This window comes from Nocardioides sp. (genome assembly GCF_035503875.1).
Taxonomy (GTDB): Bacteria; Actinomycetota; Actinomycetes; order Propionibacteriales; family Nocardioidaceae; genus Nocardioides.
Window position 1 is genome coordinate 99,765 of sequence record NZ_DATJTA010000022.1, and the last position, 24,542, is coordinate 124,306.

Annotated in this window: 14 protein-coding genes and 1 tRNA gene; 4 read left to right on the forward strand and 11 right to left on the reverse strand. The window is 73.2% G+C overall.

Annotation, left to right across the window (positions count from 1 at the left end; translation table 11 throughout):
• Nucleotides 1-107: 107 nt before the first annotated feature.
• Nucleotides 108-6,329, reverse strand: coding sequence for a family 78 glycoside hydrolase catalytic domain (locus VMF51_RS06070; protein ID WP_325473512.1), 6,222 nt, complete (start codon nt 6,327-6,329; stop codon nt 108-110).
• A gap of 172 nt (nt 6,330-6,501) precedes the next feature.
• On the opposite strand from VMF51_RS06070, the gene VMF51_RS06075 reads away from it, so the two are divergent.
• Nucleotides 6,502-7,695 (forward strand): pyridoxal phosphate-dependent aminotransferase, encoded by a 1,194-nt coding sequence (locus VMF51_RS06075; protein WP_325473513.1) that lies wholly within the window; start codon nt 6,502-6,504, stop codon nt 7,693-7,695.
• 64 nt (nt 7,696-7,759) lie between these two features.
• Here VMF51_RS06075 and VMF51_RS06080 read toward each other — a convergent pair whose 3' ends face one another.
• The 4 genes from VMF51_RS06080 to VMF51_RS06095 are packed head-to-tail and all read right to left on the reverse strand — an operon-like array spanning nt 7,760 to nt 12,848.
• The gene (locus tag VMF51_RS06080) at nt 7,760-9,142 is read right to left on the reverse strand and encodes a vWA domain-containing protein (protein ID WP_325473514.1); all 1,383 of its coding nucleotides are present in this window, start codon (nt 9,140-9,142) and stop codon (nt 7,760-7,762) included.
• Nucleotides 9,139-10,008: a MoxR family ATPase gene (locus VMF51_RS06085; protein WP_325473515.1), complete on the reverse strand. Its 870-nt coding sequence runs from the start codon at nt 10,006-10,008 to the stop codon at nt 9,139-9,141. Before VMF51_RS06085 ends, VMF51_RS06080 begins: the two co-directional genes overlap by 4 nt.
• A gap of 4 nt (nt 10,009-10,012) precedes the next feature.
• Nucleotides 10,013-10,576 carry a gamma carbonic anhydrase family protein gene (locus VMF51_RS06090; RefSeq protein ID WP_325473516.1) on the reverse strand — a complete coding sequence of 188 codons (564 nt, stop codon included), beginning with the start codon at nt 10,574-10,576 and terminating at the stop codon, nt 10,013-10,015.
• A gap of 25 nt (nt 10,577-10,601) precedes the next feature.
• On the reverse strand, nt 10,602-12,848 hold the full coding sequence (locus tag VMF51_RS06095; RefSeq protein ID WP_325473517.1) for a hybrid sensor histidine kinase/response regulator: 2,247 nt from the start codon (nt 12,846-12,848) through the stop codon (nt 10,602-10,604).
• Nucleotides 12,849-13,118: 270 nt separating this feature from the next.
• Here VMF51_RS06095 and VMF51_RS06100 point away from each other — a divergent pair, with 270 nt between their 5' ends.
• Nucleotides 13,119-13,460: an Hpt domain-containing protein gene (locus tag VMF51_RS06100; RefSeq protein WP_325473518.1), complete on the forward strand. Its 342-nt coding sequence runs from the start codon at nt 13,119-13,121 to the stop codon at nt 13,458-13,460.
• Between the two features lie 27 nt (nt 13,461-13,487).
• Here the strand turns inward: VMF51_RS06100 and VMF51_RS06105 are convergent, their stop codons facing one another.
• The 4 genes from VMF51_RS06105 to VMF51_RS06120 all read right to left on the reverse strand — a co-directional run bounded on the left by VMF51_RS06105 (nt 13,488) and on the right by VMF51_RS06120 (nt 21,045).
• Nucleotides 13,488-14,171 (reverse strand): response regulator transcription factor, encoded by a 684-nt coding sequence (locus VMF51_RS06105; RefSeq protein WP_325473519.1) that lies wholly within the window; start codon nt 14,169-14,171, stop codon nt 13,488-13,490.
• A 247-nt stretch (nt 14,172-14,418) separates the two neighbouring features.
• Nucleotides 14,419-20,142: a hypothetical protein gene (locus tag VMF51_RS06110; RefSeq protein WP_325473520.1), complete on the reverse strand. Its 5,724-nt coding sequence runs from the start codon at nt 20,140-20,142 to the stop codon at nt 14,419-14,421.
• A 139-nt stretch (nt 20,143-20,281) separates the two neighbouring features.
• A tRNA-Ser gene (locus VMF51_RS06115) sits at nt 20,282-20,371 on the reverse strand.
• Between the two features lie 44 nt (nt 20,372-20,415).
• Nucleotides 20,416-21,045 (reverse strand): TIGR03086 family metal-binding protein, encoded by a 630-nt coding sequence (locus VMF51_RS06120; protein WP_325473521.1) that lies wholly within the window; start codon nt 21,043-21,045, stop codon nt 20,416-20,418.
• A 42-nt stretch (nt 21,046-21,087) separates the two neighbouring features.
• Between VMF51_RS06120 and VMF51_RS06125 the strand changes: the two genes are divergently transcribed.
• The gene (locus VMF51_RS06125; RefSeq protein ID WP_325473522.1) at nt 21,088-21,465 is read left to right on the forward strand and encodes a VOC family protein; all 378 of its coding nucleotides are present in this window, start codon (nt 21,088-21,090) and stop codon (nt 21,463-21,465) included.
• A gap of 66 nt (nt 21,466-21,531) precedes the next feature.
• On the forward strand, nt 21,532-21,954 hold the full coding sequence (locus tag VMF51_RS06130) for a MarR family winged helix-turn-helix transcriptional regulator (RefSeq protein WP_325473523.1): 423 nt from the start codon (nt 21,532-21,534) through the stop codon (nt 21,952-21,954).
• Between the two features lie 131 nt (nt 21,955-22,085).
• Here VMF51_RS06130 and VMF51_RS06135 read toward each other — a convergent pair whose 3' ends face one another.
• Both VMF51_RS06135 and metX read right to left on the reverse strand, forming a co-directional pair.
• Nucleotides 22,086-23,477 (reverse strand): NAD(P)-binding protein, encoded by a 1,392-nt coding sequence (locus tag VMF51_RS06135; protein WP_325473524.1) that lies wholly within the window; start codon nt 23,475-23,477, stop codon nt 22,086-22,088.
• 18 nt (nt 23,478-23,495) lie between these two features.
• A partial coding sequence (gene metX, locus VMF51_RS06140; RefSeq protein ID WP_325473525.1) for a homoserine O-acetyltransferase MetX occupies nt 23,496-24,542 on the reverse strand: 1,047 nt, incomplete at its 5' end.

Here is a 24,542-nt window from a genome sequence, read left to right on the forward strand (position 1 = left end):
GCCTGCTCGGCGGGGAAGTTCTGCCTGCTCGGCGGGGAGACGGGGCAGGGGTCCCCGGTCCGTGAGACCGGGGACCCCTGCTGGTCCTTCCTACGCGCGTGGCGAGGTCAGCGGACGCGGACCTTGGTCCGCACCGTCGCGCCCTTGATCGAGCCGTTGCCGAGGTACTGGACGCGGAGGGTCCGGGTGCCCGGGCGGGTGGCGCGGAACCGGACGACGGCCCGGCCCTTGCTCACGCGCGCGGTGCCGACCCGCTTCCGACCGTCCAGGACCCGCACCTGACCGTCGGCGGTGAGGCCGCTGACGGCCACCCGGACGGTGAGGCGCACGACCGCGCCGCGACGGACCCGCGCCGGGCGGGTGACCCGGAGCCGCGAGGTCGCCTTGGCGACGCGCTGCGGCCGGACCACCTGGGCGGTGCCGGTGGCGTGGCCCGCCTTGGTGGCGGTGACGAGCACGCCGATCCGGGCGCCGAGGTCGGCCCGGGGCAGCACGTACGTCGTGGCCGTCGCGCCGCGGATCGGTGCGCCGTTGCGCGTCCACTGCACCGAGGTGCGCACCCCGGCGACGTCCCACGCACCCGTGGTCGTCCGCAGGCGCTGGCCGATCCGCGTCGTCCCGGTGATCACCGGTGCGGTCGTCGACTGCGGTGCCGCGGCCGGGCCGGTCGGGACGGCGTCGAGGGTGGCCGTGGTCTCCTCGCCGACGTTCCCGGCGCGGTCCGTGGCCCGGTGGGTCACGGTGTGCGCGGCGCCGTCGAGGGTGACCGGGGCGACGTACGTCGTCCACTCGCCCTCGTCGACGCGGTACTCCAGGCCCCGCAGCTCCGAGCCGCCCTCGTCGTCGCCGGTCAGGGTGAACGTGCGTCCCTGCCAGGTCAGCGCGCTGGTCGGCGCTCCGAGGTCGACGTACACCGTCACGGACTCGACGTCGGAGTAGGCGCCGCGGTCGACGGCCCGGTAGTCGATCACGACCGTGCCGGCCGGGAGCTCGACCGCCTCGGTCCAGACCTTCCACTCGTCGCCGTTCAGCCGGTACTCGATCGCGTCCGGCTCACCCGTCGCCGACAGCGCCAGGGCAGCGCCCCGGCCGTGCCAGTCGTCGTCGCCGGCGTTGGAGACGCTCGCCGTGAGCTCGCCCCCGGCGTACTCGGCGTCGATGGAGACGGTCTGGGACCGGACCTCCTCGACGTTGCCGGCGACGTCGGTGCTCTCGAGCTCGACGACGTGGTCGCCGGCTCCGGTGATCACCGGAGCGGTCTCGCCGAGTTGCTGCCACTCGCCCTCGTCGACGCGGTAGCGGGTCGTCGCGACCCCGCTGCCCGCGTCGGACGCCGCGATCGTCAGCTGCCGGGTCTCGTGGCCGGCTGCGGTCGCGGCCAGCGTCGTCACCGGGGCGATCGTGTCGATGCGGACCGTGGTCGAGCCCTCGTCCGAGGCGTTGCCCGCCGCGTCCGTGGCCCGGTGCCGCAGCGTGTGCACGCCGTCCTCGGTGAAGACCACCGGGGCGTCGTACGCCGCCCAGCCCTCGCCGCTGTCGACCTCGACGGCCGGGGCGTCGTCCCGGTCGTCGGCGGCCGTGACCGTCGCGGTGACCGGTCCCCGGCTCCAGCCGTTCTCGCCCGGCGTGACCGGCTCCAGGCCGACCGTGACCGCGGGAGCGGTCTTGTCGGCGCCCGAGGTGACCCACAGGTCGGCGACCGACGGGTCGAAGAACCCGGTGACGTCGGTGAGCGGGTACTCGAACTTCACCCGCACCGTGCCGTCGTGGTCCAGGACCTCCGGGTCGTCGACCAGGAAGCGGTACATCTTCGCCGCACCGCCGCCGGACAGGATCCGGTGGTCGACCAGCACGTCGTCGACGTACACGTTGTACTTCTTGGTCACCGCGGTGTTGAAGGTCTCGCGGACCTGCAGCACGAGCGGCTCGCCCGGGGTCGCCGCCACCTCGGCGGAGAACCAGGAACCAGGGTGGTGCGAGTGCGCGTAGCGACGGGTCAGACCCGCCTCGACGCTGATGCCGCTGTTGGGAGCGGCCTCGATCCCGTGCGCGGTCTCCGAGGCGTTGTCACCGAAGTCGACGTGGTCGACCACCGAGGCCGCCTCGGGCACGCCCAGGGACAGCGTCAGCGGGGTGGTCGCACCGGCCAGCCTCTGGTCGCCCGCGACGAACGCGACCCGGAGGTCGTGGACGTCGCCACCGACATAGCCGACCGGGACGAAGACCCGGAGCCGCTGGGTGAGCTCGCCGCCCGCGGGGACGGTCCGTACGGCGGGCGCCGCCTGGCGCCACCCGTCCGGGAGCTCGGCCTGCAGCCGACCGGTCGCCGGGACGTCGCCGTCGTTCTCGACCGTCGCCACGATCTCGGCGACCTCGAGCGAGCCGTCCACCGGGTGGGTGGCGCCGACGTCGCTGAGGCTCACCTCGGAGTCGACCGTGACCCACGGCCGCGTCAGCACCACCGGGTACGTCGTGCCGCCCTCGGTGAAGCTCAGCGTCACCTCGGCCGGGACCGGGCCGGAACCCTGCCCCTCGGGCACGCGGGTGGTGAACGTCAGGTCGGACGTCGCCCCGGCCGCCAGCGCGGCCGGCGTGGTGTCGTCGCTGTCGACGGCCCAGTCGGCGACCGAGAAGCCCGCGGTGAACGGGCCGACCGCGGCGTCGCCGCCGTTGGCCAGGCGCACCGTTCCGGTGAGCTGCTGCCCCCGGGACGCCGAGCCCTCGATCGCGGTCAGGGCCACGGTGAGCCCGCGGATCTCGTAGGCGAGGTCGACCATGGCCGTCTCGATCTCGGCCGCACGCGGCGCGAGGTCCTCGACGACCGCGGTGGACCCGACCAGCTCGTCGAGCGAGCCGCGCAGGTCGCGCAGCCCGTCGAGCGCGTCGCCGAGGTCCGCGCGGGCGGTGGCGCCGTCGGCGGCGGTGTGCGCCGCCGACGCCGACCGGATCAGGGTCTCGATCGCGTCGATCCGCTCGTCCAGCTCAGTCGCCTCGCCGGCCTCGAGGTCACCCGCGAGGAGGTGTGCGTCCACCCGGTCACCCAGGTTCAGCAGCTCGTCGAGGACGTCCTGGAAGGCGCCCAGGTCGTCCGCGGCCCGGGGACCGAAGGTCCACTCGCCGGGACCGACCTCGAAGGTGGCGTAGGTGCCGCCCGGCAGCTCCGAGCGGCCGACGTACTCGGCGGACTCGGGGTGGCTCGGGACGTACTCCGGGCGCACCGAGCCCGGCAGCGGCACCTGCACCGTGGCGGTGGTGTTGCCCGGCACGGTCACCGCGAGCTCCATGCGACCGCGGGCGTCGTGCTGGAACGCCGCGGCGATCTGGCCACGGACGGTCGGCACCTTGATCTCGGCCTCGGCCAGGTCACCGGCCTGCGGCTTGACCTGGAACGTGCCGTACCCGTTGGTGAGCGGCTGGATGCCGAACAGACCGGACGGCACGTTGAACGCCGGGGACGCGGCCCAGGGGTGCGAGAACGTCAGGTTGCTCTTCTGGGACGGGTCCCAGGCCTCCATCGTGGAGCCGGCGCCGAGCCGGATCATGTTCATCCAGCTGCTGGTGCCCTCGTCGGTCATCGCGTCGAGCGCGGCCTGGCCGTTGCCGCCGTCGTACAGGCCCTTCACCAGGAAGGCGGCGCAGTAGACGCTGCAGGCCATCCCGCGGGACTCGACGAACTCGGCGACCCGGGCGACCTGGTCGTCCTCGGGGACGCCGAAGGCGAGCGCGAAGGCGCTCGCGTGGACCGAGTAGTGCCCGGTCTTCACGCCGTCCGGACCCATGCCGTCGTCGTAGCGACCGTTCTCCGCGTCGTAGAGGCGCGCGTTGATCTGCTCCCGCAGGCGGTCGGCCTGCTCGGTGTACGCCGTCGCGTCGGCGTCCCGGCCGAGGATCTCGGCCATCGCCGCCATGTCGCGGGCGGCGCGGTAGTACAGGGAGTTGACGACGGTGTTGTACTGCCGGAACTGGTAGCCGTCACGCTGGCTGGTCGGCCAGTCGACGATGTCGCAGTCGGTCTGCGAGTTGCAGCCGTCGGCGCGGGTGGTCTTGCGGACCAGACCCGTCGAGGCCTCGAGCCAGTCCGGACGCAGCTTCACCTTCAGGTTGTCGTAGTAGCTCGCGACCTGCTCGGTGTTGCCGGTCTGGCGCCAGGCGTCGTAGACCGACAGCACGACGTAGATCGGCCACTCGGTCGGCCAGGTGCGGTTGTTCTCGAAGTAGTTCATGGAGTAGCGACCCAGCGACAGGTCCTCCATGAGGTAGAGGGTGGAGAGCTGCTGGAGGTAGCCGTCGGCCTCGTAGTTGATCCGCTCGCGGGTCCAGGAGTCGGTGTAGAAGTTGACGTTCAGCGACTCGATCGTGTTCTTCGAGAGCTGGTAGACCTGGTTGAGGTTCTCGTCCGAGGAGGAGAACGACGCGGTCTCCCGGTCGAACGGGTAGACCAGGGCCAGGGCCTTCAGGTTCTCCGTCGTCACCGGCTCGGGAGCGCCCACGATCTCCAGGTAGCGGAAGACCCGCATGCCCCAGGTCTCGAGCCGCTGCTGACCGGCCTTCAGCGTGACGATGTCGCGGAAGTTGTTGGTGGTGTGGAGGGCGTAGCGGACGGTCTCGGGGGCCGAGGTGATCTCCCCGAATCGGAGCTCGACCGGCTGGCCCTCGACGCCCTGGCCGATGTCCCACTGGACACCGCCGACCCAGGTGCGGCCGAAGTCGACGAAGTAGTTGCCGTTGCCCTTGTCGACGATCTTGACCGGGTCGTGCAGCTGCTGCTCGACCTTGTCGGTCGGGGTGGGCTGCAGGTCGGCGATCGCCGCCTTGGGGACCGCCGCCGCCCAGGCGGCGTCGTCGAAGCCGGGGCTCTCGAAGCCGAACGGGAACTGGCGCGCGTCGAGGTTCTCGCGCGGGGCGTTGTAGAAGCTCGTGCCGATCGACCCGGCGTCGGGGAAGGCCCGCGCGCCGTTCATCGCCTTCCAGGTCTCATCCGTGCCGACGACCTGCTTGCTGCCGTCGGTGTAGGCGACGTGCAGCTGCGCCTGGAACCGCTGGCTGGACGCGTTCGCGTAGGCCAGGGCGGCGACCGAGTTCGTCTCGCCGCGACGCAGCAGGTGTGTGACGTCGAAGCCGTCGTACCGGGCCTCGTTGCGGATCCGGTTGGTCGGGCCGAGGCCGACGAACTCGCCGTTGAGGTAGGCCTTGTAGACGTACTGGCTGTGGGTGCGGAACTCCGAGCCGGTGGCCGACAAGGTCGCCCAGGCGATCTCCTTGTCCTCGAGGTCGACCTCGGTGCGCAGGAAGGCCCAGGGGGCAGACGCCGTGGCGGGGTTCGGGATCGCGCAGAGCGCGGCGTTCGGCACGTTCAGCGCACCGCCGGTGACGGTGCCGCACGGGAACGGGTTGGCGCCGGAGAAGTCGCTCTGGGCCAGCACCCGGCCGGTGCCGGCCTCGACGACGCTCAGGTCGTCGACCTGGCCGGCCTCGCTGTTGCCGGTGCGGACGCCGACGGTGCCGGCCGTGAGCGCCGCGTTGGTGTGGGTGCGCTGGTCGACCTGCTGGTCGTTGATGAAGGTGGTGATCGTCGACCCGGCGACCGTGATGCGGATGTTCGCCCAGGTGTTCAGCGCGAGGGTCCCGGCGGGGAGGTTCACCGCGGTGCCCAGCGTGGCGAACTGGCCGTTGAGCTGGGTGTGGGGCACCAGGCGGTTGTCAGCGCCCCGGAACTGCCACATGTAGGAGTTGTTGCCGTCGGCGCGGAAGCGGAGGCCGAGGGCGGTCTGCGTGATCAGGATCCGCGCGCTCAGCGTGTAGTCGCGCCACGGCGTGGCGTCCACGCCGGGGATCGCGGCGCTGGTCCAGATCGGCTTGCTGTTCTCCCAGTCGGCGCCGGGCGCCGTGCCGAACCAGGCGGTCTCCGACCAGGGTGACGCGACCTCGCCGTCCCAGGTGCGGACCTTCCAGAAGTACCGCTTGCTCGCGTCGAGAGGCGCGGCGCCGCCGTACGCGATGTTGAGCTGCTCGGCCGAGGTGACCTGCCCGGAGTCCCAGACGTCCCCGGTGCCGGCCTCGGCCAGCTCGGGACTGCTGGCCAGCACGATCTGGTACGCCGACTGCAGACCCGCACCGACCTGCCAGGAGAAGTCCGGGTGGGTCAGGTCGCCGAGGTCGGCCGGCTCGGCCAGCCCGTTGACCCGGAGCCCGCGTGGCTCCGACCCGACCGCCGCAGCGGCCTGGCCCCCTGGTTCGGCGAGGGCCGCCGGTGCGGCGGCGACCGCCAGCCCGGCGGTCAGGAGGGTCGCCGAGAGAGCGGCGGCTAGCGATCTGCGGAGGGATTTCACCCGGGCACATTTCCTTCGTTTCACACGTCGCCCGAGCGACGCTGACCACACTGTGACGGCCACCATATGAAACGTTTCGTTGGTGTGTCGAAAGTTGTCCGGATCCGGCCACGGCGTTCTCCTCACGTTCTCCCCGACGAGCGTCGACGGCCGTCCCCCTACAGTCGGTCGGGTGACCGACCGTCTCGCCGTCGCCAGCCGCGCCAACGTCCCGCCGTTCCACGTCATGGACCTGCTGGCGGCCAGCGCGGAGCGGCAGCGGACCCACGGCGACCTGCTCAACCTGCTGGCCGGCCAGCCCAGCACCGGCGCACCGGCGCCGGTGAACGCCGAGGCGGTGCGGCTGCTGGGCAGCGGCGACCCGCTGGGCTACACGCCCGCCGCGGGGATCCTGGAGCTGCGCGAGGCGATCGCGGGGCACCACGCGCGGACGCACGGCGTCGCCGTCGACCCCGATCAGGTGGTCGTGACGACCGGGAGCAGCGGCGGCTTCCTGCTGGCCTTCCTGGCCGCCTTCGAGGTCGGCGACAAGGTCGCGATGGCCCGGCCCGGCTACCCCTGCTACCGCAACGTGCTGACCGCGCTGGGCTGCGAGGTGGTCGAGATCGCGACCGGTCCGGAGACCCGCTTCCAGCCGACGGTCGAGCAGGTCGCGGCGCTCGGCCCGGACATCCGCGGACTCGTCGTCGCGAGCCCGGCCAACCCCACCGGCACCATGCTGCTGCCGAGCGAGCTGGCCGCGCTGGCGTCGTACTGCGAGGAGCACGGGATCCAGCTGATCAGCGACGAGATCTACCACGGCATCGAGTACGCCCCGCTCGACGGCCACGAGGCACTGGCGCGCAGCGCGTGGGAGACCAGCCGCGAGGCGGTCGTCTTCTCGTCGTTCTCGAAGTACTTCTCGATGACCGGCTGGCGGATCGGCTGGATGCTCGTGCCCGACCGGCTGCGGCGCGCGGTCGACGTGCTCACCGGCAACTTCACGATCTGCCCGCCGGTGATCGCCCAGCGGGCCTGCCTCGCCGCCTTCGCCGACGAGTCGTACGCCGAGCTCGACGGGCACGTGCAGCGGTACGCCGGCAACCGCCGCCTGCTCCTCGACGGCCTGGCCCGGCTCGGGGTGAGCCGGCTCGCGCCGGCCGACGGCGCGTTCTACGTGTACGCCGACATCGGCCACCTGACCGACGACTCGATGGTCTTCAGCCGCGACCTGCTCGCCCGGACCGGCGTCGCGATGGCCCCGGGCATCGACTTCGACACCCGCGACGGGAGCCGCTTCGTGCGGATGAGCTTCGCCGGCCCGCGTGCGGACATCGAGGAGGCCCTGGACCGGATCGCTCCGGTGTTCGGCGGCCCGCGGACCTGACGCCCGGCGCGACGTCATCCGACGTGGTCGCCCCGGCAGCCGAGACGAATGACGTCCCGGGCGCTCACAGGATGTCGTGCACGAACTCCCCGAGCTGGGTCAGGTTGCGGCACTCGGCCATCGGCACGATCTGGCCGTAGGCGCGGGCGGCGGAGTCGCCGGTGTCCCAGTGCCGGCGGTGCTCGGGGTTGAGCCACCAGGCGTGGCGGGTCGTGGCCACCAGCTCCTTCAGCGTCGCGAGCTGGAGGTCGCTGTAGTTGGAGCGCGCGTCGCCGAGCACGAGCAGGGACGACTTCGGGCCGAGCGCGTCGGCGTGCTCCTCGGCGAACTTGGTGAACGCGCGGCCGTAGTTGGTGCGCCCCCAGAGCGCGGCGTGCGAGGTGCTCGCGGCCAGGTCGGCCATCACCTCGGCCACGTCGGCGCCCGGCCGGAAGTGGTGGGTGACCTCGTGGACGTGGTCGATGAACGTGAAGGCGCGCACCTTCTGGAACTGGTCGCGCAGCGCGAAGACCAGCAGCAGCGTGAACTGCGCGAAGTTGGCGACCGAGCCGCTGACGTCGCAGAGCACCACCAGCTCGGTGCGGTGCGGGCGCTTCGGCTTGTGGTGGGTGGTGAGCGGGACGCCGCCGGTGGAGACGGAGGCACGGACGGTCCGGCGGAAGTCGAGCGGTCCGCGGCGCCGCGCGTGGTGCTCCTGGGTCAGCCGGGTCGCCAGCCGGCGGGCGAGCGGGTAGATCTCGCGACGCATCTCCTCCAGGTCGGTACGCCGCGCCTGCAGGAAGTCGAGCCGGTCGATGGTCGGGCGGACGGCGACGTTCGCGACGTGGTCGGGACCCTTCTCCTCCGCGATCCGGCGACGCGCGTCGGCCTCGACGAGGCCGGTGAGCGCGCCGACGCGCCGGCGCGCCTCGACCCGGGCGTCCTCCAGCCGCCCCTCGCCGACCAGCGCCTGGGCGATCCGGTCGACGAGCTCCTGCGGCGAGACCCGCTGCAGCGCGGTGTACGCCGACCACGAGGACAGGCCCGGCCCCCGGCCCGGCATCGCGCCGAACCGCGCGACCATCTCCGCAGCGAGGTCCAGCAGCGCCTGCTGGTCGCCCTCGACCAGCCCGTCCACGAGGTCGTCGCGGAAGGCGGCCAGCGCCCCGGCGTTGTCGAGCACCGGCCCGGCGTCCGGCCCGTCCTCGGCATCCGCCAGCCGCGCGACGCCGTCGCCGATCATCCGGGGGAAGTAGACGTCGAAGAGGGTGTCGAAGGTCGGCCGGAAGGACGGCTTCTTGACCAGCGTGGCGGCGTACCCCTCCCGGAGCGTGGCGCGCTGGTCCCAGGGGAGCGCCTGCAGCGCGGCGATCGCGTCGAGGTCCTCGGCGAGCGAGACGGGCAGCCCGGCCGCCCGCAGCGCCTCGAGGAAGGCGATGTGGCGCTCGAGGAGCCCGGAGCCGGTCACTTGCGCAGCCGCAGCTCGCGGATCGCGCGCTCGGTGTCGGAGGCGTGCTTGAGCACCACCCCGAGCGTGTCGTCGACGGCCTTGTCGTCGAGCTCGCGGATCTCCAGCGCCACCAGCGTGCGCGCCCAGTCGACCGACTCGGCGATCGACGGCGCCTTCTTCAGTTCCAGTCCACGCAGCCGCCCGACCGTGGCGACGAGCTGCTCGGCGAGCCGGTCCTCCAGGCCGGGCACCTGGGAGGAGACGATCTCGCGCTCGCGCTCGGCGTCGGGGTAGTCCAGGTGCAGGAAGAGGCACCGGCGCTTGACCGCCTCGGACAGCTCGCGGGTGGCGTTGGAGGTCAGCAGGACGAACGGGCGGCGTACGGCGCTGACCGTGCCGAGCTCGGGGATGGTGACCTGGAAGTCCGAGAGCACCTCGAGCAGCAGGCCCTCGACCTCGACGTCGGTCTTGTCGACCTCGTCGATGAGCAGCACCGTCGGCTCCTCGCGGCGGATCGCGGTCAGCAGCGGCCGGGTGAGCAGGAACTCGTCGGTGAAGATGTCGTCGTGGGTCTCGTCCCACGACTGGTCGCTGCCCTGCGAGGCCTGGATCCGCAGCAGCTGCTTCTTGTAGTTCCACTCGTACAGCGCGCGGGCCTCGTCGAGCCCCTCGTAGCACTGCAGCCGGACCAGGTCGGCGCCGCTCGCGCGGGCGATCGCCTTGGCGAGCTCGGTCTTGCCGACCCCGGCAGGACCCTCCACCAGCAGCGGCTTCTCCAGCGCCCCGGACAGGAAGGCGGTCGTGGCCGTGGCGCTGTCGGCGAGGTAGCCGACCGCCGCCAGGCGGTCGACGGCGTCTGCGGGCGAGGCGAACCAGGACGTCATGGACTCATCCTTGCTCAACCCCCGCGTCGCCCGCCTGCTCCAGGCCCACCGAGCGGGCACCCGTGCGGTGCCGGTCGGCGAGCTCGCGGTAGTAGGCCGCGTTCGTCTCGACCCACATCTGCGAGGAGGTGCCGTCGATCGGCTTGCGCACCGAGGCCGGCGAGCCCGCGGCGACGACGCCCCCGGGGATCTGGGCTCCGGGGGTGACCAGCGAGCCGGCCGCCACCAGCGTGCGGTCGCCGACGCTCGCTCCGTCGAGCAGGACCGACCCGTTGCCGATCAGCGCCTGCTCCCCGACCGAGCTGCAGTGCACGACGCAGGAGTGGGCGACGGTGGCGTTCGGGCCGACCACGAGGGTCTCGCCGGGGCCGGCGTGCAGCACCGAGTTGTCCTGGATGTTGCTGCCCTCGCGGATCACGATGGTGCAGACGTCGGCGCGCAGGACCACGCCGTACCAGACGCTGGCGCCCTGCTCGACGGTCACGTCGCCGATCAGCGTGGCGGTGGGGGCGACCCAGGCGTCGGGGTGGACCGTGGGGCGGCGGCCCTCGAACTCGATCAGCGGCATGGCCCCATTCCACACCCCGCCCGTCTCAGTCGGGAGCGTGCCCCGACCGGGACCGGTCGAGCGCGGCGGTGAGGGCGTCGAGGGTGACCGGCTTGCTGACGTAGTCGTCCATCCCCGCGGACAGGAAGCGGTCCCGGTCACCGGAGAGCGCGTTCGCGGTGAGCGCCACGATCCACGGCTGCACCTGCAGGTCGGTGTCGCGGATCAGCCGGACGGCGCGCAGACCGTCCATGACCGGCATCTCGACGTCCATCAGCACGGTGTCGAACGCGCCGGTGCGCACCGCCTCGACCGCCTCCCGGCCGTTCTCGACCACGGTCGGCTCGATCCCGAGGCGGCCGAGCATCCGGACGACGACCTTCTGGTTGACGACGTCGTCCTCCGCGACCAGCACCCGTCGCTCGGAGTGGTCGAGGATCGCCTGGGCCGGACGGGGCACCGGCGGCGGCTGCTCGGCGACCCGGTCGTAGACCATCCGGATGGTGACGGTGGTGCCGACGCCGACCTCGGACTCCAGGTCGATGGTGCCGCCCATCGCCTCGACCAGGCGGCGCGAGATCGCCAGGCCCAGGCCCGTGCCGCCGTACTGCCGGGTGCTGGAGGCGTCGCCGCGCACGAACGAGCGGAACAGGTCGGGGATCCGCCAGCGCGGGATGCCGATCCCGGTGTCGCTGACCCGCAGCACGATCTCCACCCGGTGCCCCCACGGCGACCCGACGAGGTCGCAGTCGACGCTCACCGAGCCCTGCTCGGTGAACTTCATCGCGTTGCCGACGACGTTGACCAGCACCTGGCGCATCCGCATCGAGTCGCCGAGCAGGGCGGCCGGCACGTCCGGGGACTGGCGCAGCCGCAGCTCGATGCCCTTGGCCTCGGCGTTGGCGACGAACATCGTGAGCGTCTCGTCGAGCAGCTGCGCCATCGAGAACGGCACGTCGGCGTACTCCAGGCGGCCCGCCTCGAGCGCCGAGTAGTCGAGGACGTCGTTGACCAGGGCGAGCAGGTGGTTGCCGCTCTGGTGGGCGGTCTCGGTGTAGTCGCGCTGCTCGTCGTCGAGCTCGGTGAGCAGCAGCAGGTCGGTGAGGCCGAGCACGGCGTTCAGCGGCGTGCGGATCTCGTGGCTCATCGTCGCCAGGAAGCCGGCCTTCTCCTGGGCCGAGGCCTCGGCGGCCTTGCGGGCCTGGTCGAGCAGCTCCTCGGCCTCGTGCCGCTCGGTGATGTCGGTGAGGACACCGAAGAAGCCCTCCAGCTCCCCGGTGTCGCTGTGCAGGGGCGCCAGGTCGAGGGAGACCCAGAACTCCTTGCCGGTGGCGGTGTACTGGGCCAGCTCGGCCCGGATCGGCAGGCCCTTGGCGCCCGCCTCCTCGATCTGGCGCAGCACCTCCTGGCTGGTCGTCTCACCGCTGAGGAAGTCCGCCGTACGCCGCCCACGGATCTCGTCCAGGCGGTAGCCCGTGGTGCGCTCGAACGCCTCGTTGACCCAGGTGAGGTGCCCGGACTCGTCGGTCGCCATGAGGGCACTGTCGGTCGCCTGGACGACGCGCGAGTAGAAGGTGAGCTCCTCGTTGAGGTCCTCCAGGTGTCGCAGCGCGGCGAGCCGGTGCCGGTTGGTCCGGACGAGCAGCACGGCGCCCACGACCGAGAACGTCGTCCCCGCGACGAACAGGATGCTCAGCAGCACCAGCATCCGGCGGATGTCCCAGAGCATCTCGGCCGTCGTCTCGTCGGTCGCGTCCACCCGCTCCCGGCGGGCGACCTCGCTGGTCGCGCTGAGCTGGTTGTAGGAGTCCTCGAGACGGCCGATCCCCTGGATCGCGGCCAGCCGGACGTCGCGGGCCCGGGCACCGGTCCCGAGCGCCTCCCGGACCTGGGGCCGGATCTGGTCGAGCCACGACTGCTCGTTCTCGCGCGCGAGCTCGAGCTGGACCTCCGAGCCGAGGAGGGGGCGCTGCTCGGGCAGGGCGACCTCGTGGGCCAGGTCGGTCACCGACCGGGTGATCACCCGGATCTCCTTGGCGTCCTGGCTCTCACCGTCGTCGCCGCGCCGGTCCTCGCGGAGCAGGAGCTCCAGCCGGAGCAGCTGACGCTGGACCTGCCCCAGCACCCGGGGATCGGCGTCCAGCAGCGCCTCGGTCTGCTCGATGCGCTGCCCCATGTCGCGCGAGCTCCGGACCATGTCGACGGCGACCGCGACGCTCACCCCGAGCATCAGCAGGCCGAGCACGCCCAGGGCCACGGCGCGAGGACCTTCCTCGCGGATCAGTCGCATCATCCGAGCTCGGAGCTCCTCGACGGGTGGGAGCAGCGCACCGGCGCACCGGCGGCGTCGATCGTCGTCCCACCCCAGGCCACGGGGAACACCCTGCCCGAGGTCGGCGCGTCCGCGAAGCCCGGGGGCCGTGTCGCGGAGAACCGGCGGCAGATCGGCATCGGCCCAGGGTCAGGGAGGTATCCCAAGGGACTGACAAGTAAAGATCAGTTTTCCAACAAGTTCTGAGGGCTTTGGTGCCTCGGCGTCGGTCCCACCTCTTAGGCTCGGAGCATGGAAGCTGTCGACCGCGCGGTGCTCGAGCGCCTGGCGGACGAGCTGGGGGACCACGAGGCGGTCGTCGAGATCGTCCGGGGCTACCTCGACCTGCTGCCGGGCCGGCTGGGGGAGCTGGACACCGCTCCCGGCGCGGACGACGGGCCTCAGCGGCTGGCGGCGCACACCCTGAAGTCGGGGGCGCTGCTGCTCGGCGCCGGCGCGCTGGCGACCGCGGCCGAGCAGGTCGAGCACGGCCGCGGATCCGTGGAGGACGTCCGCCGGGAGGCGCGTTCGGCCGCCCGCGAGTGGCGTCGCTGGCTGGCCAGCGCGCTGGCCCGCGACCCGCGCACCCCCTAGGGGGCGATCACCCTCGCAGAGCTGGCCTCAGGTGCCGGGGTCGAACTTGTAGCCGACACCGCGCACCGTCCGGATCGGGTCCTCCTGCGCGAGCGCCTGGCGCAGCTTGCGCCGCAGGTTCCCGATGTGGACGTCGACCACGTGGGCGTCGCCCTGGGCGTGGCCCCAGACCGTCTCCAGGAGCTGGACGCGGGAGAACACCCGTCTCGGCGCCCCGCTGAGGACGTGCAGCAGGTCGAACTCGATGCGGGTCATCGCGACCGGGTCGCCGTCGACGGTGACCTCACGAGCATCGGCGTTGAGCTCGAGGCGACCGAAATTGGCACCGTTGGCGGCCTTCGGCTGCCGGGGCCGGCGTCGCATCGCGGCGATCCGTGCGGACAGCTCCACCGGCGAGTAGGGCTTGGTGACGTAGTCGTCGGCGCCGACGCGGAACCCGACGATCTTCTCGACCTCGGCGCTGCGCCCGGTGACCATCAGGACGTACGCGTCGCTGAAGGTGCGCAGCTCGCGACAGAAGTCGAAGCCGTCCATGCCGGGCAGCGCCACGTCGACGAGGACCAGCTCGAAGTCCTGCTCCCGGGCCACCCGCAGCCCGCGCTCGCCGGACGTCGCGACGTGGACCTCGAACCCCTCCTGCTCCAGGATCCGTCGGTTCAGCCGCACGAACTCCTCGGCGTCCTCCACCACGAGGGCCTTCGGCGCAAGCATGTTCCCACCTTAGTCACGGTCGCAGTGGCGCGAACCGGTTCTCGGCACTCATCGGACGGACCCGTGCGGCGTCCTCCAGGACCAACGATCGACGGCCCTTTTCGACACTCCGCACGCACGGTCCCACCGGGGCGCACGGGAACTCCGGCCGGTCGCCCCGACGGCCGGAGTTTATCGGTGGTGCGGCCGTCCGGGGCGCCGCCGTCTCGACGGATCGCCGGAAGCGGACGCTACGGCTCGCGCCCGGTCACCGGACCCGGAAGCGCACCACCTCGCTGGTGCCGCCGCCGCGCACCCGGACCCGGTACGACGCCCCGCGCTCCGCGTCCGCGGGGAAGCGGACCGCGACGTGCCAGCGGGTCAGCCCCCGGACCCGTCGGACCCGGACGACGTCGGCGGACCGGCCGAGCGGACCGGTGACCACGGGGCGGGCACCGCCGGTCAGCACGACGAGCCAGACCCGGTCCCCGCGCGTCACGGTGCCGACCTCGCCCGCGGGACGGAAGGGGACCCAGACCCGCGCCTGGCGGTAGCGCACCCGCGTCACCGCGGTGTGCCCGACCCGGTCGGTCGCCGTGGCGACGGCGACCCAGGCGCGACCATCGCGGCGGTGGACCACCCGGCAGGAGGCCAGCCCCGACCCGGCGTCGGCGGCCCGGCAGGTCGCGCGGGGGCGGCCCTTGACCACGGCGCCGGCGCGCACGCCGCGCACCGCGACCTCGGGCCGGGAGGCGTCGACCGACAGGTCGCCGACGGTGACCGTGGCGCGACCGCCGTCGGCCGCGGTGACCTCACGGGTGACGGACTGGGCCCGGCCCTCACCCACCGCGACGGGCGCGGGGCAGGTGACCGGCGCGGCGCTCCCGGGCTCGCAGGAGAACTCGACGACGACCGGGCCGTCGTACCAGCCGCGGACTGCGGGGCGGGCCGCCCGGACCGACGCCTCGATGGTCGGCAGGGTACGGCGTACCGAGCCGGTCGAGGCGGCGCGGTCGGCGTCCCCGGCGTACGACGCGGTGACCTCACCGGCCCAGTCCGGGTCGAGCGGCTGGTCGAGGGTCGCCACCCCGGCGGCGAGGTCGGCCCGGCCGAGCTCGACCTCTCCGGCCGCGAACACGACCTCGCCGGTCGGCACGCCGGCCGCGGCGTGGGTCGGGGACACCGTCGCGGTGAGGCCGTCGGCGGCGACCGCCACGACGGTCCCGGTCGAGGCGCGCGCGACGTCGAGCGTCACCTCCCGCTCGCCACCGGCGACCGCGCCGGGAGCGTCGGGCGTGAAGGTCGCGGTCACGCGGCGCTCCCCGGCCGCCGTCGGCAGCAGGGTCGCGCTCGCGGTGCCCTCGGACACGACGACCGGGTCGCCGACGACGTCGCCGTCGAGCTGGAAGCGGACCGACCCCTCCTCGTCGGAGTGCACCGTCACCCGCGCGGGCTCGCCGACGCGCGCGTCGTCGGGCAGCGTGACGGTGAGGGAGGGCGTACGCCGCTCGACCGAGACCGTACGGCGCAGCTCGGGCGCCGGCTCGTAGTCGGCCGATCCGGCCTGGGTCAGGGTGACCTCGCAGTCGCCGGCGGTGGCGAACCGGACCGTCCCGGACTCGGCCGTGCAGACCGCCTCGGGTGCCGCGGCGACCAGGACGGGCGAGCCGGACTCGCCGCCGGACGCGGCCGGGGTCCAGGTGCCGCCGGCGCGCCGGGTCGCGGGCGCGACCTCGCTCAGGGCGAGCTGCTGGGCGCCCTTGGCCACGACCAGGGTCGTGGTGCCGGCGTAGGCCTGGTGGGTCGCGGGGTCGGCGGGCGTGAAGGACACCTCGGCATCGCGCTCCCCGGCCTTCGTGAAGGTGACGGGCAGCGTGGCTCCGGTCCCGCGCAGCGTCTGGCCGTCGACGACGACCTCGACGGTGCCGGGGGCGGAGGTGACGACGGCGAGCTCCGTCGCCTCGCCCACCCGGGCGTCGTCGGGCGCGGTGACGGTCACGTCGACCGGCACCAGCCCGACCTCGGTGGTCGCGGTGACGGTGGGCGCGGCGACCCAGTCGTCGTCGCCCGGCTGGTCGACGGTGAGCGTGCAGGTGCCGGCGGCCGTGAACCGGACCAGGGCACCGGCGCGCTCACACGCTCCCGAGGCCTCGATCGCGACCGGCTCCCCCGAGCCGCCGCCGGTGTACGACGGCTGCCAGGTGTCGCCGACCAGCGCCGTCTCCGGCGGCTGCGGGCCGGTGATCGCCTGGACGCCCCTGGCGACGACGACGTCGACCTCGTCCTCGGCGGCGGCGTACGTCGCCGGGTCGGTGGGCTCGAACGACACCGTCAGCTCGTGGGTGCCCGCGCGGTCGAAGGTCGCCGCCAGCTCGGCCGGGCCGTCGCCGACGCTGCCCGAGACGGAGATGCCGCCGCCCTCGACGGTCACCTCACCGGGCACGACCTCGCCGTCGGCCGTGGCCGCGACCTCGAGGGTGCCCTCGGTGCCCACCGCGAGGTCGTCGTCCGCCGTGAGGGTCAGCTCGACCGGGACCAGCGCGACCGGGACGGTGACCACCCGCTCGCCCGGCTCGTGGTCGGCGGTCCCCTGCTGCGCGAACGTCACCGTGCACTCGCCGGCGGCACGGAACTCCACGGCCGGGGTCGGCACGCCGCCCTCGGCCGTGGCGACCTCGTGGCAGATGCCGACCGGACCGGCATCGACCACGACGGGCCGTCCGGACGGCCCGCCGCTCGCGAGCGGCACCCACCGGCCGCCGACGTACGCCGAGGTCGGCGCGTCGTTGGTGAAGGTGATGGGCTGCAGCGCCCTCAGCACGGGGACGACGAGCTCGTCGCGTCCCTCCAGGTAGACCGCGCTGCCGCTCTGCACCGCGGTGAGCGTGCAGTCGCCGACCCCGGTGAAGCGGACCAGGTCGTCCTCGCGGGCGCAGGCGCCGGCGACGGTCCAGGACGACGGCTGACCGGAGTCGTGCCAGGCGATGGCGGGCGTCCAGGTCCCGCCGATCCGTGCTGTCGCCGTCGGCGCGACGATGCGCACCGGCTGCCGGCCCATGAACCAGTGCCGGGAGACGACGGACGCGCTGTCCCACCGGCCGCTGTCGGGCTGGTAGAACACCTGCAGGTTGTAGTAGTCCAGGGCCTGGGTCGGTCCCTGGGCGTGGATGGTGGCGGACCCGTCGACGAGTGGCAGGCCGGCGGCCTCCTCGCCGGTGTCGAGTCGGAGGTCCACCGTCCCGGTCGGCGTCCCGCGCGGCGAGGTGAGCGTGACGGTGACCGGGCTGCGGTCGTCGCCGGCGATGCCCATGGCCGTCACGGTGACCGGCACCTTCGTCACGGTGATCGTGCGCCGGGTCGTGGTGGCGTCGTACGCCGCGCTCCCGGGGGCGGACAGGTCGACCACGCAGGAGCCGGCCGCACGGAACGTGACGGTGCCGCCCGAGGTGGAGCAGACCGCCGTCGTCGTCACCGTCACCGTCACCGGGACCACCTCCTCGGTGATCGGGGACCAGGTGTCGTCGACGTACGCCGGCGACGGGTCGGCGGAGAAGGTCCGCAGCGGCCGGGCCACGGCGAAGGTGCGCTCGGCGCTGCCCTCTGCGTACGTCGGATTGCCGGCCTGCTGCGCCGAGACGGTGCAGTCTCCGACCCCGGTGAAGCGGACCAGGTCGGCCTCGCGGGCGCAGGCGCCCGACGCCGTCCACGATGTCGCGAGGGAGGTCGCGGCGAACGTGATCGTGGGCGTCCAGGTCTGACCCGAGCGGGGGGTGGCGGGCGGCGCGGAGATCGCGATGGCCTGGGCGACCCGCGGGATGGTCACCCGCTCGTCGAAGGTGGACTGCGCCCAGCGCGAGCCCGCCGTGGGCGCATAGGTGAAGCGTCCGAGGATCGACTCGCCGATCGGGAGCGAGTCGAGGTAGGTCCGGATCACGGCACCCCCGGTGAGGGCGACGCTGTTGAGCTCGAACCAGTCGAGGTAGCCGGAGACCGTGCCCATCGGCGTGCCCCGGGGCGAGGTGGCGTGGACGCCGACGCGGGAGATCGAGCCACTGAGCATGGTGACCTCGACCGTGAGGGTCACGGGCACCTTGGACACCGCCACGGTCCGCCGCGTCTCGGCGGCGTCCGCGTCGCCGGTGGCCCCGGTGGCGAGGTCGACCACGCAGTCACCGGCGGACACGAACCGCACCGTGCCGCCGGTGGCGGTGCACACAGCCGGCGTCGTCGAGGTCGCGGTCACCGGGCCGCCGCCCGACGCGGTGGGCGCCCAGGTGTCCTCGACGTACGCCGGGGACGGGTTCGCGGAGAAGGTCTGCCGGGCACGGCTCACGGCGAACCTGCGCTCGGCGGTGCCCTCGACGTAGGCGGAGCTGCCCGCCTGCGTCGCGGAGACCGTGCAGTCGCCCGTCGCGGTGAAGCGGACGAGGGCACCGTCGCGGGTGCAGGCGCCGGAGGCCGTCCAGGACGTCGTCATCGTCGTACTGGCGAAGGTGATCGTGGGCGTCCAGGTCTCGCCGATCCGCGGGTCGGCGGGCGGGGCGGAGATGGTCACGGCCTGCGGCACCTTCGGGATCAGCAGGTCCTCGGTGGCCGTCACCGAGGCCCACTTCGAGCCCACGGTCGGCGTGTACGCGATCTCGACCGGGATCGACTGGCCCGGGACCTGACCGGCGGTGTCCCACGACGCACGCCCGCCGACGAGCGGCTTCGCCACCGACCCGTTCAGGCTCACCGTGCCGCTGGGCGTCCCCCGCACCGACGTCAGCTCGACCTCGACCCGCTGGGTGTTCGCCGTGAGCGGTACGACCGTGGCGTCCACGGCCACCGGCACGCGCACGACGGCGAAGGAGTCGTAGCGGTCGCCCGCGTCGTAGGACTGGCTCGCCCCGACGCTGCTGTCGACCTGGCAGGTGCCCGGCGTGAGGAAGGTGACCTGCCCGTTCTGACCGGCGCAGACCGCGGGCGTCCGCGAGCTGGTGGTGACCGGTACGCCGCCGTTGGCGGTCGGCGACCAGGTGTCGCCGACGTACGCCGGGCTGGGCGGGGCGGTGATCGACTGGGGCAGGAGGGTGACGTCGATGCCCGCGCGCGTGTCCGAGGGCGCCAAGGCCGGGTCGGACGGCGTGGCCCGCACCTCGACCTCGTAGCGGCCGGGCCGGTTGAAGGACATCCGGAAGGTGCCGGTCCCGGCGGGCAGGCTGATCGCGGGCCGGGGCACGCCGTCCATCGACACCACGGCGGAACCCGGGACCAGGTCCGCACCGTTCCGCAGCTCGATCTGCAGGTGGGCCTCCTCGGTGATCGTGACCGTCTGCTCGTCCCAGACCGCCCGGGTGGTGGTCGGGGCCTGGGTCACGGTGAACGTCACCTCGCGCGGCGTCGCCGCGAAGTGGTTGGCGTCCTCGGGGGCCGTCACGTCGACCGTGCAGGTGCCGGCGCCGGTGAAGTCGACCCTCCGGCCGGCCACGGCGCAGGCGCCGGCGGTGGAGCCGGCGCGGACGGCGAGTCGCGCCGTCGTGGGGTTCGACGCCGGCAGCGTCCAGCTGGTCCCGGCGCCGACGCCGGTCGCCGGACTGCCGAGATCGAGGCTCGTGGTGGCCTTGGGGCGCACGATGGTGACGGACTTGGTCTCCGGCAGGTACGTCGCCAGGTCGTCCGGGGTGAAGCTGATCTCGATGACGTAGGTGCCGGCCGGGTCCTCGGGCATCAGGCCCGCGGCCATGGACCCGTGCAGCGACCACCCCGTGCCGCCCGGCACGCCGTTCCTGGTGATGACGTACGAGCCCGGCACCCCGTCGAGGTTTATGCCCCGCGTCTGGCCGGTGACCGACACGTAGGTGCCGTACTCCCGGGTGGGCGACTGGTTCCAGGTGTCGACGAAGATCTGCAGGTTCGGAGAGGTCGGCGCCGCGTGGGCCGGTGCGGCGAAGGCCAGCAGACCGGTCACGACGGCGAGGATGACGGAGGGGACGAGCAGACGGCGGAGCACCCCGAGATTTTGCCTAGAGACTCGGCATCCCGCAGGCGAATCTGAGAAGTGCTCTTAGCAAAGAGTGTCGGTCCGGAAATGACAGGATCCGGACCCACGTCCGTGGGTCCGGATCCTGGAGATGTCTGACGACATCGACTGGCGGTGGCGGAGGGATTTGAACCCTCGGTGGGCTTGCACCCACAAACGCTTTCGAGGCGTTCTCCTTAGGCCGCTCGGACACGCCACCGCCGGAGAATGTACCGGAGCAGGGTCGGGCGGACGAAATCCGCCTCAGGCCGGGACCCAGTGCGGGTGCCGGCCCGTCGCGCCCACGAGCCGGTCGAGGACGGGGGCGTCGTCCGGCACGGGCACGGGCGGGCCGAAGAGGCCGGTATCGGCAGCGCCCCCCGTGTCGTCGGCGGGCGGTTCGAACGACGCCGCGAACTCCAGGCACGCGGCGACGGCGTCCGGGTCGGCGTCGTACTCCTGTCCGGTCGCGCGGGCCAGGTCCCAGCCGTGCACCACGACCTCGTCGAGCGCGACCAGCGCGGTCACGCCGCCCGGCAGCTCGACGCCGCCGGCCGTCGTGAGCCCGTCGTACGCCGCCGGGTCGGCCCAGGCGGTCGCGAGCGCGTCGAGCCGCTCGGCGGCGAGGTCGCGCCACCCGTCGGGAAGCCGCGTGCCGTCGCCCGAGGGGTCGGCCGGGCCGGCGAGCTCCTCCTTGCGCGCGGCGGCGGTGAAGGCGAGTGCCAGGCCGAGCACGTGGTCGACCAGGTCGGCGACCGTGTACGCCGGGCAGGGGGTCGGCCCCGCGAGCTGGTCGTCGCGGATGGAGCCCACCACGCGAGCGAGCGTCGTACAGGCCGGACGGAGGTCGAGGATTTCCATGGCGTGCTGACCGGGACGGACGGTCGGACTCATCGGTGCTCGCCGAGTGTCGGTGCCGAGGCCTACGGTCTCGTCATGACCCTCTCCCTCGGCATGATCACCTGCGACTCGACCGACCCCGTCCCGCTCGCGACCTGGTGGTCCGAGCAGGTCGGCGGCACCGTGGCCGACCCCTTCGGCGGCACCTTCCTGATGGTCCGTGGCGACAACGTCCCGGTGCAGCTGGCCTTCCAGCTCGTCGAGGACCCGACGCCCGGCAAGAACCGGATCCACTACGACTTCGCGGCCCCCGACCTCGACGCCGAGGTCGACCGGCTGGTCGCCGCGGGCGCGACCCTGGTCGGCCGGCGCGGAGACGACAGCTTCGCCTGGGTGACCCTGGCCGACCCGCAGGGCAACGAGTTCTGCGTGGCCTCGGCGGGCGCCTCGGAGGCCGAGCTCTCCGCGGGGTAGCCCATCTGATGTTGACACGTCAACCGCGCCCTGCGGTGACACGTCAACCTCACCTACCGTGGCAGCGTGGCCGGACTGAGCGACGACGATCGCGAGCTGTGGGAGGCGTGGAAACGCGCTGCTGACGGCATCCGAGGGCGCATCAACGCCGAGATCACCGCCGAGACCGGCCTCTCCGAGACCGACGTCACCGTGTTGACACATCTGCACGACGGTGGTGGATCGGCGCGGCAGAACGAGCTCGCGACGTTGATGGGCTGGCAGCGCAGCCGCCTCTCGCACCATCTGACGCGGATGCAGGACCGCGGCCTGGTCACCCGCACCCCGGTCGCCGGCGGGATGCAGGTCCGCGCCTCGACCATGGGCCGCGCCGCCCTGCTGCAGGCCCGACCGGTGCACGCGGCCGCCGTACGCCGCCACCTGCTCGACGGCGTACCTCCCCGCGACCGGGTCCGGCTCCTCAGCCTGCTCCGCATGCTGGCCGACTGACCGTTCGGGTCAGGCCGGGGGCGCCCCACGGCCGCAATTGCAGCCGTTGAGCAGCCTTCCAGCCCGAGAACCTGTCCTACGGCCGCAATTGCGGCCTCCGGGCGGGCGCGGGCGGGCGCGGACGCGCGGCCTCAGGCCAGGCCCGCCAGCTCCGCGAGGCGGGCGACCCCGGGGCCGACGTCACGCTGCAGCCGGGCGAGGGAGTCGTCGAGCGCCGGGGAGCCGGGGTGGCCGCGCGGGACGCGGGAGGGGTTGAGGGCGGTCCGGTCGGCGAAGGCCTTGATGTCGGGCTCGGCGCCGAAGGAGGCGGAGGCCCGGAAGCCGCGGACGTTCATCGCCACCCAGTCGGCGAGCGTGTTGCCGTAGTTGGAGGGCGGGCAGAGCCGGTTCTTCTCGGCGTCCCCTCCCGGGCCGGGCTCGCGGGTCGCCTCGACGTACCCGACCAGCGCGGCGCCGAAGCAGGGGAAGCCGGCACGGACGGGCTGGACGGTGATCGCCTCGGGTCGCCAGATCGGGACGAGCGGCGGCTGCTTGAGGCCGTCGGCGGCGCAGTTGACCACGACGGCGTCCTCGGCGATCCCGACCGAGCCTTCGACCAGGTCGAGCCGGCCGCGGCGGGCGGAGACGACGTGGCCGAGACGTACGACGTTCTCGACGCCGCGCAGCAGCTCCAGCTCCCACTCCCCCAGCGTGGGCGACTTGGCCATCGTCGGGACGAGCGAGGGGTCGATGCGCAGCATGGTCCCGGCGTCCTCGAGCGCGAGGAAGAACCCGTCGAGCGACGCCGCGGACCGGGCGAGGCCCACCAGGTCGGCGACCATGCCGAGGAAGATCTCGGGGTCGGGCTGGATCTTCGCGCGGTTCAGCATCCACGGCTCGCGCGGGCGCACCCAGCAGATCGTGTCCGGGTCGGCCCCCCGGCCCAGCAGCCAGACGATGGCGTCGGTGGCGGTCTTGCCGGAGCCGACGACGACGTACTGCGACGGCCAGTCCTCGACCCGCGGGAGGTCGTTGACCGGGACCACCCGCGCGCCGTCGACGCCGAAGCGCGGAGCGGTCTCGGCCGGGATGTCGGGGGCGAGGTAGCGGCCGTCGACGATCCGGCAACGCTCGGACACCTCCCGACGCTCGCCGGTGACCAGCGAGACGACCGAGCGCCCGGCGGCGTCGTACTCCCGACCGTCGAGGAGAACGACGCGACCCGTGCCGACGAGGCGCGCGAGGACGTCGTCGTAGTAGCGCAGGATCGTCGGCTGGTCGGCCCGCTCGTGCAGCCCCGCCTCCGGCCCGTCGACCTGGATCCGGCCCCCGCCGAGCAGCGTGGAGGCGACGCCGTAGAACGTGGAGGACTGGTGCAGGCGGACGAAGGGGTACGCCTGGCGCCAGTGCCCGCCGGGACCGGGACGGCGGTCGACCAGGACGACCCGGACGTCCGGGCTGTGGTCGACCAGGGCGTCGGTGAACGCCAGGCCCGAGGCCCCTGCGCCCACGACCAGGTAGTCGGCGTCGATCCGACTCGTCATCGGATCAGGGAAGCACGCTCAGGGTGCGTCGAGGAAGCCTCGCAGCAGGTCGTGGTAGCCCGGCGGCTGCAGCAGGAACGAGTCGTGCCCCCACGGCGAGGCGATCTCGACGTGCTCGCTGGCGGTGCCGCCAGCCGCGAGGTGCTCGTGGATGCGGCGCGAGTGGGCCGTCGGGAAGCGCCAGTCAGTGTCGAAGGAGACCACCAGGAACCGGGTACCGCCGGCGCCGGCTCGGGCGGCGGCGGCCGGGTCCGCGAACGCGTCGAAGTAGTCCATCACCCGGGTCAGGTAGAGGTACGACAGCGCGTCGAAGCGCTCGAGGAACACCGCGGCCTGGTGGTCGAGGTACGCCTCGACCTGGAAGTCGGTCTCGTGCCGGGGCGGCCCGTCGGTGAGCCGGTCCCGGCCGAACTTGGTCCCCAGCGACTCCTCGGAGACGTAGGTGATGTGGGCCATCCGCCGGGCGACGGCGAGCCCATGGTCGGGACGTCGGCCGGTGCCGGCGTACTGCCCGCCCTGGAAGTCGGGGTCGCGCATGATCGCGTCCCGCGCGACCGCCGAGAACGCGATGTTCTGCGCGGAGAGCCGCGAGGAGGCGGCGATCACGACCGCCCGCTCGATCGCGTCCGGGTCCTCGATCGCCCACTGCAGCACCTGCATGCCACCGAGCGAGCCCCCGACCGCGGCGTAGAGCCGCTCGATCCCGAGGTGCGCCAGCAGCCGGCGGTGGACGGAGACCAGGTCGCGCATGGTGAACAGCGGGAAGTCCAGGCCCCACGTCCGCCCGGTGGCGGGGTCGACCGACGACGGGCCGGTCGTCCCGCGGCAGCCGCCGAGGAGGTTCGGGCAGACCACGAAGTAGCGGTCGGTGTCGATGGCGAGGCCCGGCCCGATCAGGTTCGCCCACCAGCCGCCGTCAGCGGCGGCGTGCGCGTCGCCGGTGAGGGCGTGCGCGACGAACACCACGTTGTCGCGGCCCGGGGCGAGCTCGCCCCAGGTCTCGTAGGCCACCTCGACATGGGTGAGCCGGGCGCCGTGCTCGAGGAGGAGCGGGTCGTCCTCGGT

Bases quoted from the DNA above. Each gene is read 5' to 3' on its own strand.
- VMF51_RS06085 (WP_325473515.1), bottom strand. From the start codon at position 10,008: ATGACGTCCTGGTTCGCCTCGCCCGCAGACGCCGTCGACCGCCTGGCG.
- VMF51_RS06090 (WP_325473516.1), bottom strand. From the start codon at position 10,576: ATGCCGCTGATCGAGTTCGAGGGCCGCCGCCCCACGGTCCACCCCGAC.
- VMF51_RS06095 (WP_325473517.1), bottom strand. From the start codon at position 12,848: ATGATGCGACTGATCCGCGAGGAAGGTCCTCGCGCCGTGGCCCTGGGC.
- VMF51_RS06100 (WP_325473518.1), top strand. From the start codon at position 13,119: ATGGAAGCTGTCGACCGCGCGGTGCTCGAGCGCCTGGCGGACGAGCTG.
- VMF51_RS06105 (WP_325473519.1), bottom strand. From the start codon at position 14,171: ATGCTTGCGCCGAAGGCCCTCGTGGTGGAGGACGCCGAGGAGTTCGTG.
- VMF51_RS06120 (WP_325473521.1), bottom strand. From the start codon at position 21,045: ATGAGTCCGACCGTCCGTCCCGGTCAGCACGCCATGGAAATCCTCGAC.
- VMF51_RS06125 (WP_325473522.1), top strand. From the start codon at position 21,088: ATGACCCTCTCCCTCGGCATGATCACCTGCGACTCGACCGACCCCGTC.
- VMF51_RS06135 (WP_325473524.1), bottom strand. From the start codon at position 23,477: ATGACGAGTCGGATCGACGCCGACTACCTGGTCGTGGGCGCAGGGGCC.